The organism is Capnocytophaga catalasegens, assembly GCF_026005215.1.
Lineage (GTDB): Bacteria > Bacteroidota > Bacteroidia > Flavobacteriales > Flavobacteriaceae > Capnocytophaga > Capnocytophaga catalasegens.
Genome location: NZ_BPMA01000065.1, coordinates 77839 through 95238 on the forward strand (window position 1 = coordinate 77839; position 17400 = coordinate 95238).

Below are 17400 nucleotides of genomic sequence, written 5' to 3' on the forward strand. Positions count from 1 at the left end.
AAACAAAGTTGTAGATTGTATTTTTTTGTAGATAAAATATAAAAATAAAATTGTTTAGTTTGTATGTTAGTTTTTTGATGGTGTATATTTAGAATGTTTTATTTATGAATGCTCCAAGAGTAATATAAATGGATATAGAAAAATATTTTTGATGAAAAATAAAAAAAATAGTCAAATAAATTTTTATTTAAAAAAAAGTATTGTATATTTGCCCTTGAAAACAAAAGGAGTTTCTGTATGTAGGAAACTCTTACAATACAATGTATAACATATAAATAATGTATTTATGGGAGCTATTGTTAAAATAAAAGCATTGAGTTTGTCAAAGCTCAATAATGCGGAGTATGGTCAGTTTATGACTGGTGTAGAGAAATTAGTTCAAGAGGCTACTTTGGAGAATATTAAGGTTAGTGAAGAATTATTTGATAAATTTAAAGCCAATGTAGAACGTTTGGTAGAGTGGAATTATCAAGCAAGAACAGGTAAGGAAACGAAAAACCTATCTGAGATAGATAAAGAACGTAATCAGTTGTTGGTGTATCTGTTTTCTGTGATTCGCACTGCTAAAAAAGCCCTTTCCAAACAAGCCAAAACAGCAGGTGATGCACTTTATGAAGTAGTGAAACCGCTTAGTGGTGCAAGCAAATTGCCTAATCAGCAAAAAACATTGGCTATCAAGGCATTGGTTAATGATTTTTCTAAATCGGAAAACACATCATTTGTGAAAACTTTGGGGCTTTCAGATACCATTTCATCACTCGAATCGGTTAATAAGAAGTATGAAACTATTGTTGGAGAGCGTACGGCGAGTAAGGCACTTAATAGTACGACTTCGGTATATTCTATTCGCAAAGAAACCGATATTTTGTATGATGAAATAACTCAAAGAGCTTATGCGGAAAGTGTTTCAAATCCGTCTAATGAGGTAAATACATTTGTGAAAGTAGTTAATCGCTTGATTGAAGATACCAATACAGCATTTAAACTTCGTAGCCGTAAGACGCCAAGTGTTGAAAATGTTGCGAAAGATAAAGAATTTTGATTTTTTCATAAGTATAGTTTGAGAGCAGAGATGTTTGATTTGATCTCTTTATATTGTTTTAAGTTACACATATTTTAGTATTAAACTCTCTGCTCTTTTTTTTGTAAAATATAGCTAACTATATTGATGTAACTAGTTTTATTTTGTGTGGTAAAGGTATATTAGTTTGTCAAAGGATAAAATGGTAAAAAATACTAATATATAGCAAACAAAAAATAGTAAAATAAAATAGAAAAACAACTTGGAGGGCAAATAAGATACATTTTGAAAAATAAAGATATAAAAATACTCTTGGTTGATGATGAAAAAGATATCGTAGAGCTTATTGAATACAATTTGCAACGAGAAGGATTTCAGATACTTACAGCTTCTAATGGAAAACAAGCTATCAAAGTGGCTCAAAAAGAACTTCCGCACCTGATACTTATGGATATTATGATGCCAGAACTCGATGGAATAGAAGCATGTACCCAATTGCGTAGTATTCCAGCACTTTCTGATACCATTATAGCCTTTCTAACGGCTCGCTCCGAAGATTATTCGCAACTGGCAGGCTTTGAAGCGGGCGCCGATGATTATATTACTAAGCCGATAAAGCCCAAAGTACTTGTTAGTAAAGTTAAAGCACTACTTAGAAGGGTATTATCAGTAGATAAGAACCAGTTAGATGTACAGCAAATCGGTGATTTTCGTATTCATTTTGATGAATATAAGGTAGAGATACAAGGCAAAGAGGTGTTATTTCCTCGTAAGGAATTTGATTTATTAGCTTTATTAGCCTCAAAACCAGGTAAAGTATTCAAGCGAGAAGAAATATTAGAAAATGTATGGGGTAATGAAGTTGTAGTAGGCGACCGCACAATTGATGTGCATATTCGAAGACTTCGAGAGAAACTCGGCGATATGTATTTCAAAACTTTGAAAGGTGTTGGATATAAATTCGTACCCTGATGAAGCAGAAACTCCGTAAATCGTATGTGTTCGCTTTGAAGGCATCGGTATATATTACCATAGTTACAACCCTTGTACTGATGTTATTTTTCTACTTTGTAGAAGTAAAAATATGGTATGTGCTTCCGTTGGCTATATTTTTCTTTGTGTTAAACTTCGTTGTTGTACAATATAGGATACAAAGCGTTATATACAAAGGTATTGATACAATATATAATGAGGTTTCGCTATCGAGCAAAAAAGTCGAACCGATAGTTACTGATATTTCAACACTGAAAAAAGAAATTACACGTTTTGCACAAGATAAAGAAGATGAAATAAATATACTCAAAATACGCGAAGATTATCGAAAAGAGTTCATCGGGAATGTTTCCCACGAGCTAAATACACCACTCTTCACTGTGCAAGGATATATATTGACACTCTTAGATGGTGCAATGGAAGATAAAACCATTCGAAAAAAATATTTGCAACGTGCTGCCAAATCAGTAGAACGTCTTGTTTATATCGTAAAAGATTTAGAAATGATTTCTAAATTAGAATCTGGCGAACTGTTGTTAGATAGAACAACTTTTGATATTGTCGAAATTATTCAATTTAGCTTTGAACTCTTAGAAATAAAGGCTAAAAAGAAAAATATTACACTTTTGTTTGACAAAAATTATACTCCCATCTATGTAAATGCCGATAGAGAACGCATTCAACAGGTTATAGGCAATATTCTGATGAATTCTATTAAATACGGAAGAGATAACGGCACGACCGAAGTGGCGATTGAATCATTTTCAAACGATAAAATCATTATCAAAATTACGGATAATGGAGAAGGCGTATCGCAAGAAAATATACATAGACTCTTTGAGCGCTTTTTCAGAGTTGACAAAACAGGAAACCGAAAGCAAGGAGGCTCCGGATTAGGACTCTCTATTGTCAAATATATTATAGAAGCACATCATGAACACATCTATGTAGAAAGTACGATTGATGTAGGCTCAGAGTTTTCATTTACCCTTCCAAAAGCAAGTGGAATGTAATTATATAAAATTATTTTTATATAAAATGGGATAATTTGTAGATAATAAAAAATGTTTTAAATTATAAAAATTAGCATATGGAGTTAAATCTGACAAGACCTATTTGTTTCTTTGACTTAGAAACCACCGGAACGGACTTTACCAATGATAGAATTGTAGAGATTTCAATATTGAAAATATATCCTAACGGAAATCGAGAGAGTAAAACATGGTTAGTCAATCCTACAATTCCAATCCCTAAGCAGGCAAGTGATATACACGGAATAACCAACGAGCGTGTGGCTGGCGAACCCACCTTCAAGGAACTTGCCAAAACTATTCACAATATGATTAAAGATGCCGATTTGGCAGGTTACAATTCCGACCGATTTGATATTCCTCTACTGGCAGAAGAAATGCTACGAGCCGAAATAGATTTTGACCTTTCAAATAAGCTAACCATTGATGTACAAACGATATTCCACAAGATGGAACAGCGTACTCTAAGTGCTGCTTATAAGTTTTATTGTAACAAAAACTTAGATAATGCACATTCGGCAGAGGCTGATACACTGGCAACCTACGAAATTCTTAAAGCGCAAATAGATAGATACGACGAATTATCTAACGATATGCGAAAATTGAGCGAATTTACAACACGCAAACAAGTTGCTGATTTTGCAGGATTTATTGCATACAACGACAAAAAAGAAGAAATTTTTACTTTTGGTAAATACAAAGGAAGAAAAGTAGAAGAAATCTTCGATGAAGAACCTGGTTATTTCGGTTGGATGCTCAATGCAGAATTTCCTTTATATACCAAAAAGGTACTAACAGCCATAAAATTACGAAAACTAAGTACAAAGTAAAATGAAAATTATTTGTATAGGGAGAAATTATCCATTGCATGCCAGCGAATTAGGTAACATAACTCCCAAAGAGCCTATTATCTTCCTAAAACCCGATACTGCTATTCATAACTTAGATTTGCCTTACTACTTACCCGATTTCTCTAACGAATTACACTATGAAGTAGAGTTGGTAATTAAAATATGTAAGCAAGGAAAGTATATTGCTGAGAAGTTTGCCAGTTCATATTACCAAGAAATAGGACTTGGAATTGATTTCACAGCCCGCGATTTGCAAAAAAATCTACAATCTCAATCCCTCCCATGGGAATTATCAAAGTCTTTTGATGGGTCTGCCATTATAGGAAAGTTCTTCCCAAAAGAAGATTTTCCTATTAGTAACCTTTCCTTTTCCCTTTTGAAGAACAAAGAAATAGTTCAAACAGGCAATTCAACTCAAATGATTTGGCAAATTGACCAGTTAATCGCTTATGTATCTAAGTTTTTTACGCTTCGTACGGGGGATTTACTTTTTACTGGAACGCCAGCTGGGGTTGGTAGGGTAGTTTCAGGTGATATCTTAGAGGGATTTTTAGAACAACAAAAGGCTTTTTCATTACGTATATGCTGAAAATTATTCCAAAAAATAGAAATGCGTAGTGTAAAATACTATAAAATCAACTATATATAAGTATTCCAAACCAGTTAATAAGTATTTTGCTTTATTGTATTGTTATATATCGCATTGAAGTATTAAAAAAACATTTATTCATTTTCTGATGAAAATTTTATTAGTTAATTTATATATTTTCTGAGGAAATATTATATTTTTTCGCAAAAAATAATGATACATAATATACTATGTTTATATTTGCAGACTTTTTAGGCAGGTTTGCTATTTTCTTTCCTTTTTCTTTATCAGAAGGACTTGTTTTTAAGAATTGAAAAATATTGCAATCTTTTAATTTGTCATTTTAAAAAGGTCGTATGGAGTATTATGACTTATTTTTCAGAGTTTTATATAATGAGTATGTCTGTAAAATAATTTTTTTGAAAAAATATTGTAAAATAATTTGGTGGTTAAAATAAAAGTTCGTTAATTTGCACCCTGATTTTAAAAGTATAGAGAAAATGGCAAGAGTTTGTGAAATAACAGGGAAAAAAGCAATGGTGGGGAATAATGTTTCTCACGCGATGAACAAAACAAAACGTAAATTCAATGCGAATTTGACAACAAAACGTTTTTATATTCCTGAGGAAAATCGTTGGGTAACGTTGAAAGTTTCAACTTCTGCGATTAAAACCATTAATAAAAAAGGAATTTCGGCAGTATTAAAAGAAGCAAAACAAAAAGGATATTTGAAATAGACTTTAAAACAACATAAGCAATGGCAAAGAAAGGTAATAGAATACAAGTGATCATGGAATGTACAGAGCATAAAGAATCAGGAATGCCTGGTACATCGCGTTATATAACAACGAAAAATAAGAAAAATACACCCGATAGATTAGAACTTAAAAAATTTAATCCTATCTTGAAACGAGTAACAGTACATAAAGAAATTAAATAATATTATAGAGTTATGGCAAAGAAAACAGTTGCAACACTACAAGGTAAATCGAAACGATTGACCAAGGCGATCAAAATGGTTCGTTCTCCTAAAACAGGAGCATATACTTTTGTGGAAAGTGTAATGGCGCCTGAGTTAGTTGATGAATTCTTAAAAAAGAAATAATTAAATTTTTCTCTATTATAAAAGCTACCTAATTAGGTAGCTTTTTTTATTTGTTATAATACTTTGTGGTTTAGAAATTCGTTGAAAGCCTCTCTATGTTGTTCTGCAATAGTGAAACGTTATTTGCCGAGGATAATTTGGTTACGTTCTATTTCTTGTACTTTGTTTAAAGCAACTATAAAAGACCTATGTACTCTCATAAACTTATCAGAAGGGAGTTGTTCTGTCAGTTTTTTTTTAAACTCAATAATGTAAGAATAGGTGTAGCTTGTGAGGTAAGATAAATTTTTACATAATCTTTTAGACCTTCAATATAGATAATGTCATCATAATTGATTTTGAATTGCTTATAATCTGATTTGATAAACATATAATTTATTTGTTGTTGATTTTCAGCAATGGGAGAAATTATTATTTTTTGAACTTTTTCAACAGCTTCCAAAAATTCTGAATAATTAAAAGGTTTTAGCAAATAACCAATGGCATTAACCTTGTAGCTCTCTATGGCATATTGGTCAAAAGCTGTAGTGAAAATAATTTTGTGACATAATTGGGATTTTTTTGCAAAGTTCGAGACCTGCAAGTTCAGGCATTTGAATATCCATAAAAATAATGTCTATAATTACGGTCGTATCATAGAAAAATTGTAATATATCAATAGCATTAGAAAATTTTCCTTTCAATTCCAAAGAAAGCGTTTTCAATACATAACTTTCTATTAAATTTAGCGCCATTGGTTCATCATCAATAATTATGCAGAATAATTTCATTCGATTAGAAATTTATTTGCAAAAATATATAAAATTTGTTCTTTCTAAAAAAGAAAATTCTGATTTTTTAATCGATAAAAATAAGGATTTGGTCGATAAAATAAACGTGTACGTATATTTTATTTGAGAAAAGCATCATCGGTATTGTACTTTTGTCTCATCATTTTGATAAAGTTTTGGTTTATTTACGAAATCTCTTTGGCGAAGTTCCTTCAAAATAAAGGAGAAATTTCGTTCGGAGATTAAGTTTCTTAAAAATTCAATCGTATGAAGGCAATAAAAAAAAAATATGGTTTTTGGTTGTTACTGATAATATTTCGCTGCAAGCCCAATAAAAATGGATGCTCGAACAGTGTTTGGATTACGCGTTGAAGAATAATATTCAAGTAAAGAAAACGCAACTCAGCCAGCAGTCGGCTCAAATCAATCTGAATCAAGCGAAAAACAATCGTCTGCCAAGTGTTAACGGAAGTGTTTCAGCCAATATGAATAACGGTTTGGTAATTAACCAGATTACCAATCAACGAGGAAACCAAACCGCTTGGCAAAATGTCACTATACGACAAGCTCAGCAAGAAGCCTCAAAAACGGCTTGCAATAATGCCAAATTGGTGTACGAGTTGGCTTCCAAAAAGTTTGAATTTGATAGTTTGACAAGTACCGAACTCGCCGTAATACGCAATTCGTACCTCAATGCCGAGCAGACTTACTTGCAGATAACGTAGTTACTTACACGGTAATTATCGAAGCAGAAAATTCGCAGGAAAAACTAAAACCTGGGCTTACGGTTACCATTACAATTTTTACAAACGAACTGAAAGGCATTCTTTTTACTTTCAACCAAAGCAATCAATGTGAATATGGATGCACAGCTTCTGGCTCAATATTATACACAACAAATCCAAGCCCAAATACCTGAAGCCAAATTTAGCAAAGGAAAAACTCAATACATCTGGGTAAAAAATCCTGACGGAAGCCTCGTTCAGAAAGAAATTACCATCGGGAATAGTGATGGCATCAATGTGGAAGTTGTAAACGGACTTTCGCAAGGCGAGGTTATGGTAGGTTTACAGAGTGCTTCGCAACAAGCGGGAGCTTCGGCAAATGGAAGTAGCAGCCCATTTATGCCAACACCACCGAAGCGAAATAACTCCAAATCAACACAAAATCAACCGCCGAGTAGATAGATACACATAAAAACATCTCTCTGAACGATTTTTCAAACACAATTACGAACATTAGTAAAAAAAGAAACCAATGAGCAAACCTATCATCCATATCGAAAACCTAAAAAGGGAATTTAAAATGGGAAGCGAAGTCGTCCAAGCTCTCAAAGGAGTGAATTTGACCATTACCGAAGGCGAATTTGTTACCATAATGGGACCCAGCGGTTCGGGTAAATCCACCTTGCTGAATATATTAGGATGTTTAGACCGCCCCACGCAAGGCGATTATTGGTTGGACGGAATTTCCATCCGCGAGGCATCAAAAATGACTTAGCAAACGTGCGAAATACCAAAATCGGGTTTATTTTTCAGTCGTATAACCTTTTGGCTCGTACCACTGCTATTGAAAACGTAGAACTTCCGCTATTATACAACCCTAAAATATCAACAAAGGAACGTCGTGAACGAGCTGTCGAAGCCCTCATTAAAGTGGGATTGGAAAGTCGGCTGAATCATATCCCGAGTGAGCTTTCGGGCGGACAACAACAGCGTGTGGCCATTGCTCGTTCTTTGGTAAACGACCCCGTGATTTTGCTCGCCGATGAAGCTACGGGCAATCTTGATACCAAAACCTCATACGAGGTAATGGAACTCTTCCAAGAGTTGAACGATAAAGACAGTACCATCGGGTTTGTTACTCACGAGGACGACATTGCACAGTTTAGCAAACGCACTGTGGTGCTTAAGGACGGAAATATAATCAGTGATAAGGAAGTTGAGAACCGATTCTTTGCCACTGAGGAGCTGGCTAAGCTAAAAGCAGCAAAAAACCATTGATATTGCCTCAAAAACTATCACCATAAGCAGAAATATTTAGAAATTGAATATCCGTTGGTCGATAAAATCCGCTTGTTGGTCGATAAAAAGCCTGTAAATATATATCTTATTTGTTTTTAGAAGCTAAGTGATTATATCTTTGTATCAGAAAGTTAGAGGAATAACGCCCGAGAGAAATTTTATAAAGAAGTATAACTAAAAAAATCAAACAACAATGAAAAAAACATTCGTTTCAGCCAGTAATATCCGTACTTTGTTCTACGGTTTGGCATCGGTAGCTGTATTGTCGTTTACAGCGTGTGGAAAAGATGACGCTATCATCACTGATAGTACCACAAATTCAAGTTCTACAACGATAACTAATTCCGGAACTACCACCACAGCCAGTGGAATTACCATAACATCGCCTAATCTTAGCTCATCGAGTAGTTTGGGAACCACCGATAAGGGTACAAATACCGACGATGTGTTTAGTAATCACAATTTTGCCAATACGGTTACTATCATTTATAATGGAAAATCGGCAGTGGTTACAAATAATATCTCTGGGGTAACATATACACAGGACGGAGCCAATATTGTAATCAATTCGACTGCTTCGGGTGTGAATTATGCCGTTTCGGGGACAACAACCAGCGGTTCGCTTAAAATATATAGTGATGATTTGTTCCGTTTGAGCCTAAATAGTGCCAACATTACCAGCACGGATCGCCCTGCTATCAATATTCAGTCGAGTCAAAAGGCATTTGTAGTGGTTTCAGGTTCAAATACTTTGACCGATACTTCTTCCTATACCTCTGTAACCTCGGAGGAGGACGCCAAAGGAACATTTTTTAGCGAAGGAGACCTAATTTTCTCCGGAAGTGGAAGCCTTTCTGTGTCGGGGAACTACAAACACGGCATCGTGAGTGATAATTATATAAGAATTGCCGATGTTACCATCAACGTAAGCAAAGCTACATCGCACGCAATACAAACAAATGATGCTGTGTACATCGATAGTGGGACACTTAACCTTACCGCTACCAAAGATGGTATACAATGTGAGGCCGGGCAAATATATATTAACGACGGAACTATAGATATTAACGCCGGCGACGACGGAATCACCTCTTCGTACGATGATGATAGCTCTATCAATGCCAATTTGACCATCAACGGAGGAACAATTACCATCAATGCCGTTGCGGAAGGCTTGGAAGCTAAAAGAATATTGACCATTAACGGCGGAAGTATCTACATCAAGGCTGCGGATGACGCCATCAACGCTGGGGAAGCCCTTTACTTCAACGGAGGGAAGACTTTTGCTTACTCAACAGGCAATGATGCTCTTGATACGAACGGAAAACTTGGAATTACTGGCGGAATTGTCGTTGTAGTAGGAACAGCAGCTGCTCCCGAAACAAGCGTGGACGCTACAGCAGAAGATAGCTCGTACGAATCAGGATTCTCAATCACCGGAGGATACTTAGTGGCTATCGGATCACGAAACACGCCCGATGTACCACTAACATCATCAATGCAAAAGACAGTAATGCTTGGCGGACTATCAGCATCGGCACAAATAATAAACATAACGTCCGATTTCGGAACAGAAATAGTAACGTTCAAAGCTCCCGTGGCGTTTTCACACATAATGTTCTCTAATTCCGAAGTAACAAACGGAACGTACAAGATATACACAGGAGGTTCTGTAACAAGTGGAGAAGATTTTTACGGAGTTTATACTTCTGGAACATACTCAGGAGGCACTTCTTCAACATAATTTACAGTTAGCGGACAAGTAACAAGCTTTGGAGGAAATACCCGAAGAGGCGTACGAGGTTGGTAATACTAAATATAGCAAACTTAAGTCTGTTTTGTTCAATGTAGGGGCGTATTTTGTATGCCCTTACTTGTAATAGTAGAAATAATTTGTTTAAAATCATTACTATTTTGTTATAAACACATTTCATTTTATCTCAAATAACCAAAAATTGATTAAAAATATCCAATATTAGTTTCGTAACACGCAATATTGGTTTAATAACATATAATATTATGTAGAGGCAAATCATTATTTGCCAAAAAACAACTAATATCAATTCAAAAATAAATAAAATTAAATACATAATAGATAATTTTGACATAAAACATACAGACTAAAATAAGAAATAAACTATTTTATATAAAAAATATATACAAATATCAAATAAATACAAACAATAACTAAAAAAAAATAGAATTAGAGATACTGAAAATTCATTTCAAATAACTTAAAAATTCTATTTTTATATTTTTTGATATAAATAAAAGGAAATTTTGTAGGAAAAAGTATATATTTGTAACCTAATAAAGTCAAAAATAATAATGAATCAAACAGAAAAGAAGATATTACTTCCCGTTATGCACATTTTGTTGTGGGTAGTAGTCTTTGTTGTCCCCATACTTATTTTCGCTTCGGAAGGAAAACCCATTCTTGAGACACTGGAACGCTCGACGATGCAATTACCTTTTTTTATGATTCTTTTTTATATCAACTATTGTTGGTTAATAGAGAACTTTTTGTTCAAAAGGAAGGCTTTGCTGTTTGTTCTTATCAACTTGTTTTTGATTTTATTGGTTTCGAATCTAAAATTTGAGGTTCTTTTCAATGTTTCTTTCGAAAATGCTCCTCTGCCACCCGACAAACATCCAAAAACACCGCCCAAAGGCTTTGTTTATTTCGATTTTGTGGTGAATTTGTTGCCCGTGATTACTTCGATAGCTATAAAATACGCTCAGCGGTTCTTTATTTTGGAGTTGGAACAGAAAGAAATGGCAGCTACCAAGCTCCACGTTGAGTTACAGCACCTCAAATACCAATTGCAGCCGCATTTTTTCTTCAATGCGTTGAATAATATCTATTCGCTTATCGTTTTCGACCCCGATAAGGCACAAAAGAGCGTACATAGTTTGAGCAAACTGATGCGGCTTCGCCTCACGGAGAAAACTATCGTTACCACGGACTTCCCAACGGAGGTTCTGCAGGTAGAAATAGCCCCGCTATTGCTTATTACTTTGGTGGAAAACGCATTTAAGCACGGTGTTTCGGCAACAACGACTACCCAGATTCATTTTTCTATCAAAAGTGATGAAAAAATGATTTGCTTTACCGCTGAAAATACCTTACTTGCCAAACAAAATAGCGATTTGTACAGTTCAAGTATCGGCATCGACAATCTGCGTAAGCAATTAAACCTGATTTATCCCAACCGAAACGCTTATACTATCACCACCGAAGGTGGAAAATACAAATCGGAGATTGTTATCCAGATTTAGATATTTTGTTTTAAATATATTTTTCAGAAAAATTTCTTTAAGTTTTTGTGTATAAAAAAAAAATCGTACCTTGCGAGACTTATATAGAAATTTCGATGAAAGATGATTTTTTAAAATACCAAGCTCCTACCTCGTTGTATCCGTTAGGATTAGAAGTAGCTCGCGCTCAAGGGAATTATATTTATGATACCCAAGGAAAAGCGTATTTGGATTTTGTAGCAGGAGTTTCAGCTTGTACATTGGGACATTGCCATCCGAAAGTAGTCAAAGCCATACAAGAACAAGTAGCTCAATATATGCACGTAATGGTTTATGGAGAATATGCTCAACAACCCGCAGTAGAATACTGCAAACGCTTAGCAGAACTCTTACCTAAACCATTGGAAATGACTTATTTGGTCAATTCGGGAACAGAAGCTATTGAAGGAAGCATGAAACTTGCTAAGCGAGCTACAGGGCGTTCACAAATTATTGCAGCTCGCTATGCGTATCATGGTAATACGCAGGGTTCGCTTAGTATTATGGATTATGAACTTCGCAAGCAACCATTTCGACCACTTTTGCCGGATGTTGATTGGATTGAATTTAATAATGAAGCAGATTTAGCTCGTATTACACATCGTACAGCAGGGGTTGTTCTTGAAACAATACAAGGAGGAGCAGGATTTATCACTCCTGAAAATAATTATTTGTCAAAAGTAAAAAAGCGCTGTGAGCAAGTAGGAGCTTTGCTTATTTTGGATGAAATACAACCTGGATTTGGTCGTACAGGAAAGCTTTTTGGTTTTCAAAATTATGATGTAGTACCTGATATTCTTGCTATTGGTAAAGGAATGGCAAGCGGGCTTCCTTGCGGGGCGTTTGTTGCTTCTCGCCAGTTGATGATGTTATTGGCAGATAATCCTAAAATGTCTCATATTACGACTTTTGGAGGGAATCCTGTTATAGCTGCGGCATCACTTGCAACGCTCAATGAGCTTATTTCAACCGATATGATGGAACAAACCCTTGAAAAAGAATCTCTTTTCAGAAGGTTATTAAAACATCGCAAAATCAAAGAAGTACGCGGAAAAGGACTTATGCTTGCTGCTATTGTAGAAGATGCCGATTTAGCAAATCATATTATATTGTATGCTCATCAGAGAGGCTATATTTTCTTTTGGCTACTTTTTGAACTTCGGGCAGTTCGTATTTCGCCACCATTGACAATTACGAAAGATGAGATAAAAAAAGGTTGTGAGATAATACTTGAAGCTATTGATGCTTACAATGGCTGAAAATTTTTAATAAACAGATTGAAATGATTTTTTTATAGAAATATTTTATGAGAAAAATACTATTTATTTTAGTGATATTACTAAATTATTTTTCTTTTTCACAAGAAAAAAATGCGATGTCATTACTTTTTATGGGCGATATAATGGGGCACGAACCTCAGATAACATCAGCTTATGATGCAGACACCAAAACGTACAATTACGATAGTGTTTTTGCACAAATATTACCCATTATAAAACAAAACGATTTTGGAATTGCTAATTTGGAGGTAACTTTGGCAGGAGAACCCTATTCTGGTTATCCTATGTTTTCTTCGCCAGATGCGTTGGTTCAAGCTTGTAAAAAAAGCGGAATAAATGTGATGGTTACAGCTAATAATCATTCATGTGATAGAGGTAAAAAAGGAGTTGTTCGCACGCTCGATGTATTAGACTCATTGCAAATACTGCACACAGGAACTTTTCGTAATCAACAAGAAAGAGAGGAAAAGAATTTGCTTATTTTAGAAAAAAATAATATAAAAGTTGGTATTTTAAATTATACGTATGGAACTAATGGAATGCCCATACCAGAACCAACTATTGTCAATTTGCTTGATACGATAACCATAGTTTCGGATATAGCAAAAGCTCGAAACAAAGGATTGGATAAACTTATAGCAACAGTACATTGGGGAAATGAATATCAGCAAAGTCCGTCTAAAAAACAAGAAGAAATGGCAAATTTTTTGTTTGACAAAGGAATTGATATAATCATAGGTTCACATCCACATGTATTACAACCAATGGTGTATTATCCAGCCCAAGAACATAAAAAAGAGCAAATGATTGTTTATTCACTGGGAAATTTTGTTTCGAATCAGCGAAAACCTAATACAGATGGTGGTGCTATGGTTAAACTTGTATTTGAAAAGGAAAATGAAACAACACAAATAGCTCAAAAAGGCTACTATTTGACGTGGGTACACAAGTATTTGGTGGGGAAAAAATATCGATACGAAATAGTCTCTTGTACACAAGCAGAACAAGGTAATTATGAATGTCTTAATGAAGAAGACACTAAAAAAATAAAACTTTTTATTGCTAATACGAGAAAATTATTTCAAAGTAAAAATATAAACATTGAAGAAATAGTTAAATAACAAATTTATTTTCAATAAGATATGTTTTTTCTGAAAAAAATAAAAGAAAATTTGTAGCAAATAAAAAAAATTGTATCTTTGCACGCGAAAAATTAAAGGGAAGATACTCAAGCGGTCAACGAGGACAGACTGTAAATCTGTTGGTTTCTACCTTCGCAGGTTCGAATCCTGCTCTTCCCACAATAAGCCATTCTCTTTTACTTAAAAAGTGAATGGTTTTTTCTCATTTTTGAACAATAAAATATATGGAATATATAAAAGGTATTTCTGTTTATTTGCCAAATGATATAGTTACTAATGAACAAATTACAGCTGAATTTCCCGAATGGAGTGGGCAAAAAATATTGGACAAAATAGGAGTACAACAGAGATATATAGCACAGAAAAATGAATTTACTTCGGATATGGCTGCACAGGCCATACGTAAATTTTTTGAAGAATACCAGATTGATAAAAAGGATATAGATTATTTGATTGTATGCACTCAAACACCTGATTATCAATTGCCAACAACGGCTTGCTTAGTGCAACAAATGGTAGGGTTCCCTACTTCGTGTGGAGCATTGGATATCAACCAAGGTTGTTCTGGATATATTTATGGGCTTTCGCTTGCTAAAGGGCTTGTAGCATCGGGAAATTTTAAGAATGTATTATTAGTTACAGCAGATGTTTATTCTAAGCTAATTCATCCGAAAGATAAAGGGAATATTAGTATCTTTGGAGATGCAGCTACTGCTACACTTATTTCTACTTCAGGACAATATCGAATAGGGAATTTTACAATGGGAACAGATGGTACAGGGGCTGAAAATCTGATAGTTAGAAATAGTGCTATGCGTTATTCTAAAACAAAAGATACGAATGATATGAATAATTTCTTACAAATGAAAGGTGGAGAAATTTTCAAATTTGTTATCAAGTATGTACCATCAATGTTATTCGATAACATGAAGGTTAATGATCAGAATATCAATACAATAGATTTATTTGTATTTCATCAAGCAAATACTTTTATTCTTGAAAAACTTCGTCAAGAAATGAAAATTCCTGTTGAAAAATATGTTTTAGAAATGCTTAATTGTGGGAATACAGTATCTTCGTCTGTGCCAATAGCAATGAAGAGTCATTCAGACAAATATCCTCATAAAAAGGCTGATATATTACAAATAGCTGGCTTTGGGGTCGGATATTCGTGGGGTGCGGTTTGTTTATTTAAAGAATAGTTTGTTGTCATAATAGTCTCAAGCGGTTATATGTTTGAGGCTTTTTATTTTAAATGTAGGAAAATTTCTCTAAAAAAAAATTAAAAATGGAAAAATTACTTATTTTAGATTTTGGGTCTCAATATACGCAACTAATTGCTCGCAGAGTGCGCGAACTGAATATTTATTGCGAAATACACCCATATAATCATTTGCCAGAAAATCTGGACGAATTTGCAGCAGTAATTCTTTCAGGGTCGCCTTTTTCTGTCAGAAATGATGATGCTCCACACCCCGATTTAAGCCAAATACGTGGACGTAAGCCTTTGTTGGGAGTTTGTTATGGAGCGCAATATTTAGCACATTTTGGTGGAGGAGAAGTAGCTCCTTCTAGTATTCGAGAATATGGACGAGCCAATTTGTCTTTTATAAAAGAAAATGAAGTTTTCTTGGATAAAATTCCTCTTAATAGCCAAGTTTGGATGAGCCATAGCGACACGATAAAACAACTACCCCAGGGAGGTATATGCTTGGCAAGTACCAAGGATGTTATCAATGCGGCGTACCGTATAGAAGGAGAGCCAACGTATGCAATTCAGTTTCACCCCGAAGTGTATCATTCGACCGATGGAAAGAAAATTTTGGAGAATTTTTTAGTCCAGATAGCAGGTTTTAAACAAACTTGGACACCTGATAACTTTGTCGAAATGACCGTGACAACACTCAAAGAACAAATAGGAGATGAGCAGGTCGTATTAGGCCTTTCGGGTGGAGTTGATTCTACTGTAGCAGCTGTACTTCTGAACAAAGCCATTGGGCAGCAATTGCATTGTATTTTTGTTAATAATGGATTGTTACGTAAAAACGAATTTCAGAATGTTCTTAAGCAATATGAAGGTATGGGGTTAAATGTGAAGGGAGTAGATGCTTCACAACAATTTTTAGAGGCTTTGAAAGATGTTTCTGACCCTGAACAAAAACGTAAAATTATTGGAAGAGTTTTTATTGAAGTATTTGATAATGAATCACATAAAGTGGAGAATGCACGTTGGCTCGGGCAAGGGACAATTTATCCAGATGTTATCGAATCAGTATCAGTTAAAGGACCTTCGGCAACAATAAAAAGCCATCATAACGTAGGAGGATTGCCCGATTTTATGAAACTCAAAGTGGTAGAACCTTTGCGAATGCTTTTCAAAGACGAAGTTCGCCGTGTGGGAGCTTCCTTAGGGATAAATCCCGAATTGTTAGGCAGACACCCGTTTCCAGGACCAGGGCTAGCAATTCGTATTTTGGGAGATATTACTGCTGAAAAAGTGCAAATTCTACAAGAAGTTGATGCAATTTTTATAGACGGATTAAAAGAATATGGATTATATGACAAAGTATGGCAAGCAGGTGCTATTTTACTTCCTGTTAATAGTGTAGGAGTGATGGGAGATGAGCGCACATACGAAAAATGTGTAGCTCTACGTGCAGTAGAATCAACTGACGGAATGACAGCCGATTGGGTGCATTTACCATATGATTTTTTGCAAAAAATTTCTAATGAAATTATCAATAAAGTAAAAGGAGTTAATCGAGTAGTGTATGACATTAGCTCTAAACCACCTGCAACTATTGAATGGGAATAGAAATTGTATAACTAAAAACTACTTTTGAGATAATTTTTTCTTAAAAGATAAATATTTTAAATGTATCTCCGTTATTACTAATAAAAGAGTAGAATTGCTAAATTTTATAAGTCAAATTTAAAAATATATAACTGAAAACCAAATAGTTATATTTTCATATTTTTGATAAATTATTACAAAAAAAATCATTTATTACACTAAACGGACATACAGTATATTTTATGTTTTTTAAATTAGAATGTAAGAAGTTGTTATATTTTTGGTTTGCTTTCAATGGATTTTGTAGTGAAGCAATTGCACAATTATGGTCAATGTAAATTTAGTTTATTGTATATTCATAATAATATCAGGTTTACTAATTTGATAAGGAATGGTTTTTAGAAAAATAAATTTTTTTTTGAAACATAAAAAATATTGTATATCCGTAATTAAAAATAATTTTGTATATTTGCCTCAAAATCAATAGTTATGAATATTTTCAG

Annotated in this window: 19 protein-coding genes, 1 tRNA gene and 1 pseudogene; 18 read left to right on the forward strand and 3 right to left on the reverse strand. The window is 34.3% G+C overall.

Going from position 1 to position 17400, the window contains the following annotated elements:
- Window positions 1–286 precede the first annotated feature (286 nt).
- The 8 genes from OO775_RS12965 (at window position 287) to OO775_RS13000 (ending at window position 5590) form a co-directional block, all read left to right on the forward strand.
- Window positions 287–1042 carry a DUF6261 family protein gene (locus OO775_RS12965; RefSeq protein WP_264847654.1) on the forward strand — a complete coding sequence of 252 codons (756 nt, stop codon included), beginning with the start codon at window positions 287–289 and terminating at the stop codon, window positions 1040–1042.
- A gap of 264 nt (window positions 1043–1306) precedes the next feature.
- Complete coding sequence (locus OO775_RS12970; RefSeq protein WP_264847655.1) at window positions 1307–1993, forward strand: response regulator transcription factor; 687 nt, start codon at window positions 1307–1309, stop codon at window positions 1991–1993.
- Window positions 1993–3027 (forward strand): sensor histidine kinase, encoded by a 1035-nt coding sequence (locus OO775_RS12975; protein ID WP_264847656.1) that lies wholly within the window; start codon window positions 1993–1995, stop codon window positions 3025–3027. The genes OO775_RS12970 and OO775_RS12975 overlap by 1 nt, the downstream gene beginning before the upstream one ends.
- Before the next feature lie 77 nt (window positions 3028–3104).
- Entirely contained in the window at window positions 3105–3875 is a 771-nt protein-coding gene (locus OO775_RS12980) for a 3'-5' exonuclease (protein ID WP_264847657.1), read from the forward strand.
- A gap of 1 nt (window position 3876) precedes the next feature.
- Window positions 3877–4485 (forward strand): fumarylacetoacetate hydrolase family protein, encoded by a 609-nt coding sequence (locus OO775_RS12985; protein ID WP_264847658.1) that lies wholly within the window; start codon window positions 3877–3879, stop codon window positions 4483–4485.
- 500 nt (window positions 4486–4985) lie between these two features.
- Window positions 4986–5222, forward strand: coding sequence for a 50S ribosomal protein L28 (rpmB, locus tag OO775_RS12990; protein ID WP_264847659.1), 237 nt, complete (start codon window positions 4986–4988; stop codon window positions 5220–5222).
- Between the two features lie 20 nt (window positions 5223–5242).
- Window positions 5243–5425: a 50S ribosomal protein L33 gene (gene rpmG / locus OO775_RS12995; protein WP_042007879.1), complete on the forward strand. Its 183-nt coding sequence runs from the start codon at window positions 5243–5245 to the stop codon at window positions 5423–5425.
- A gap of 12 nt (window positions 5426–5437) precedes the next feature.
- Window positions 5438–5590, forward strand: a complete 153-nt coding sequence (locus OO775_RS13000) for a DUF4295 domain-containing protein (protein ID WP_264847660.1) — start codon at window positions 5438–5440, stop codon at window positions 5588–5590.
- A 119-nt stretch (window positions 5591–5709) separates the two neighbouring features.
- Here the strand turns inward: OO775_RS13000 and OO775_RS14180 are convergent, their stop codons facing one another.
- From OO775_RS14180 to OO775_RS14190, 3 genes are read right to left on the reverse strand one after another with little or no spacing between them, the layout of a single operon-like run.
- Window positions 5710–5841: a LytTR family transcriptional regulator DNA-binding domain-containing protein gene (locus tag OO775_RS14180; protein ID WP_309297253.1), complete on the reverse strand. Its 132-nt coding sequence runs from the start codon at window positions 5839–5841 to the stop codon at window positions 5710–5712.
- Window positions 5817–6173: a LytR/AlgR family response regulator transcription factor gene (locus tag OO775_RS14185; RefSeq protein ID WP_264847661.1), complete on the reverse strand. Its 357-nt coding sequence runs from the start codon at window positions 6171–6173 to the stop codon at window positions 5817–5819. The genes OO775_RS14180 and OO775_RS14185 overlap by 25 nt, the downstream gene beginning before the upstream one ends.
- On the reverse strand, window positions 6106–6360 hold the full coding sequence (locus OO775_RS14190; RefSeq protein WP_264847662.1) for a LytR/AlgR family response regulator transcription factor: 255 nt from the start codon (window positions 6358–6360) through the stop codon (window positions 6106–6108). Before OO775_RS14190 ends, OO775_RS14185 begins: the two co-directional genes overlap by 68 nt.
- Window positions 6361–6701: 341 nt before the next feature.
- Between OO775_RS14190 and OO775_RS13020 the strand changes: the two genes are divergently transcribed.
- The 10 genes and pseudogenes from OO775_RS13020 (at window position 6702) to guaA (ending at window position 16918) form a co-directional block, all read left to right on the forward strand.
- Window positions 6702–7085, forward strand: a complete 384-nt coding sequence (locus OO775_RS13020; protein ID WP_264847663.1) for a TolC family protein — start codon at window positions 6702–6704, stop codon at window positions 7083–7085.
- Window positions 7086–7220: 135 nt separating this feature from the next.
- Window positions 7221–7547: a hypothetical protein gene (locus tag OO775_RS13025; protein ID WP_264847664.1), complete on the forward strand. Its 327-nt coding sequence runs from the start codon at window positions 7221–7223 to the stop codon at window positions 7545–7547.
- 70 nt (window positions 7548–7617) lie between these two features.
- Window positions 7618–8363 (forward strand): annotated as a pseudogene (locus tag OO775_RS13030) (ABC transporter ATP-binding protein).
- A 214-nt stretch (window positions 8364–8577) separates the two neighbouring features.
- The gene (locus OO775_RS13035) at window positions 8578–10128 is read left to right on the forward strand and encodes a carbohydrate-binding domain-containing protein (protein WP_264847665.1); all 1551 of its coding nucleotides are present in this window, start codon (window positions 8578–8580) and stop codon (window positions 10126–10128) included.
- A 584-nt stretch (window positions 10129–10712) separates the two neighbouring features.
- A complete protein-coding gene (locus OO775_RS13040; RefSeq protein ID WP_264847666.1) occupies window positions 10713–11663 on the forward strand; it encodes a sensor histidine kinase in 951 nt (316 codons plus the stop codon).
- Window positions 11664–11758: 95 nt separating this feature from the next.
- Window positions 11759–12940, forward strand: a complete 1182-nt coding sequence (locus OO775_RS13045; protein ID WP_264847673.1) for an aspartate aminotransferase family protein — start codon at window positions 11759–11761, stop codon at window positions 12938–12940.
- 47 nt (window positions 12941–12987) lie between these two features.
- Window positions 12988–14082, forward strand: coding sequence for a CapA family protein (locus OO775_RS13050; protein WP_264847667.1), 1095 nt, complete (start codon window positions 12988–12990; stop codon window positions 14080–14082).
- A 97-nt stretch (window positions 14083–14179) separates the two neighbouring features.
- Window positions 14180–14262: transfer RNA gene (locus tag OO775_RS13055), tRNA-Tyr, on the forward strand.
- 65 nt (window positions 14263–14327) lie between these two features.
- Window positions 14328–15305 (forward strand): ketoacyl-ACP synthase III, encoded by a 978-nt coding sequence (locus tag OO775_RS13060; RefSeq protein WP_264847668.1) that lies wholly within the window; start codon window positions 14328–14330, stop codon window positions 15303–15305.
- 86 nt (window positions 15306–15391) lie between these two features.
- Window positions 15392–16918, forward strand: a complete 1527-nt coding sequence (gene guaA, locus OO775_RS13065) for a glutamine-hydrolyzing GMP synthase (protein WP_264847669.1) — start codon at window positions 15392–15394, stop codon at window positions 16916–16918.
- Window positions 16919–17400: the final 482 nt, after the last annotated feature.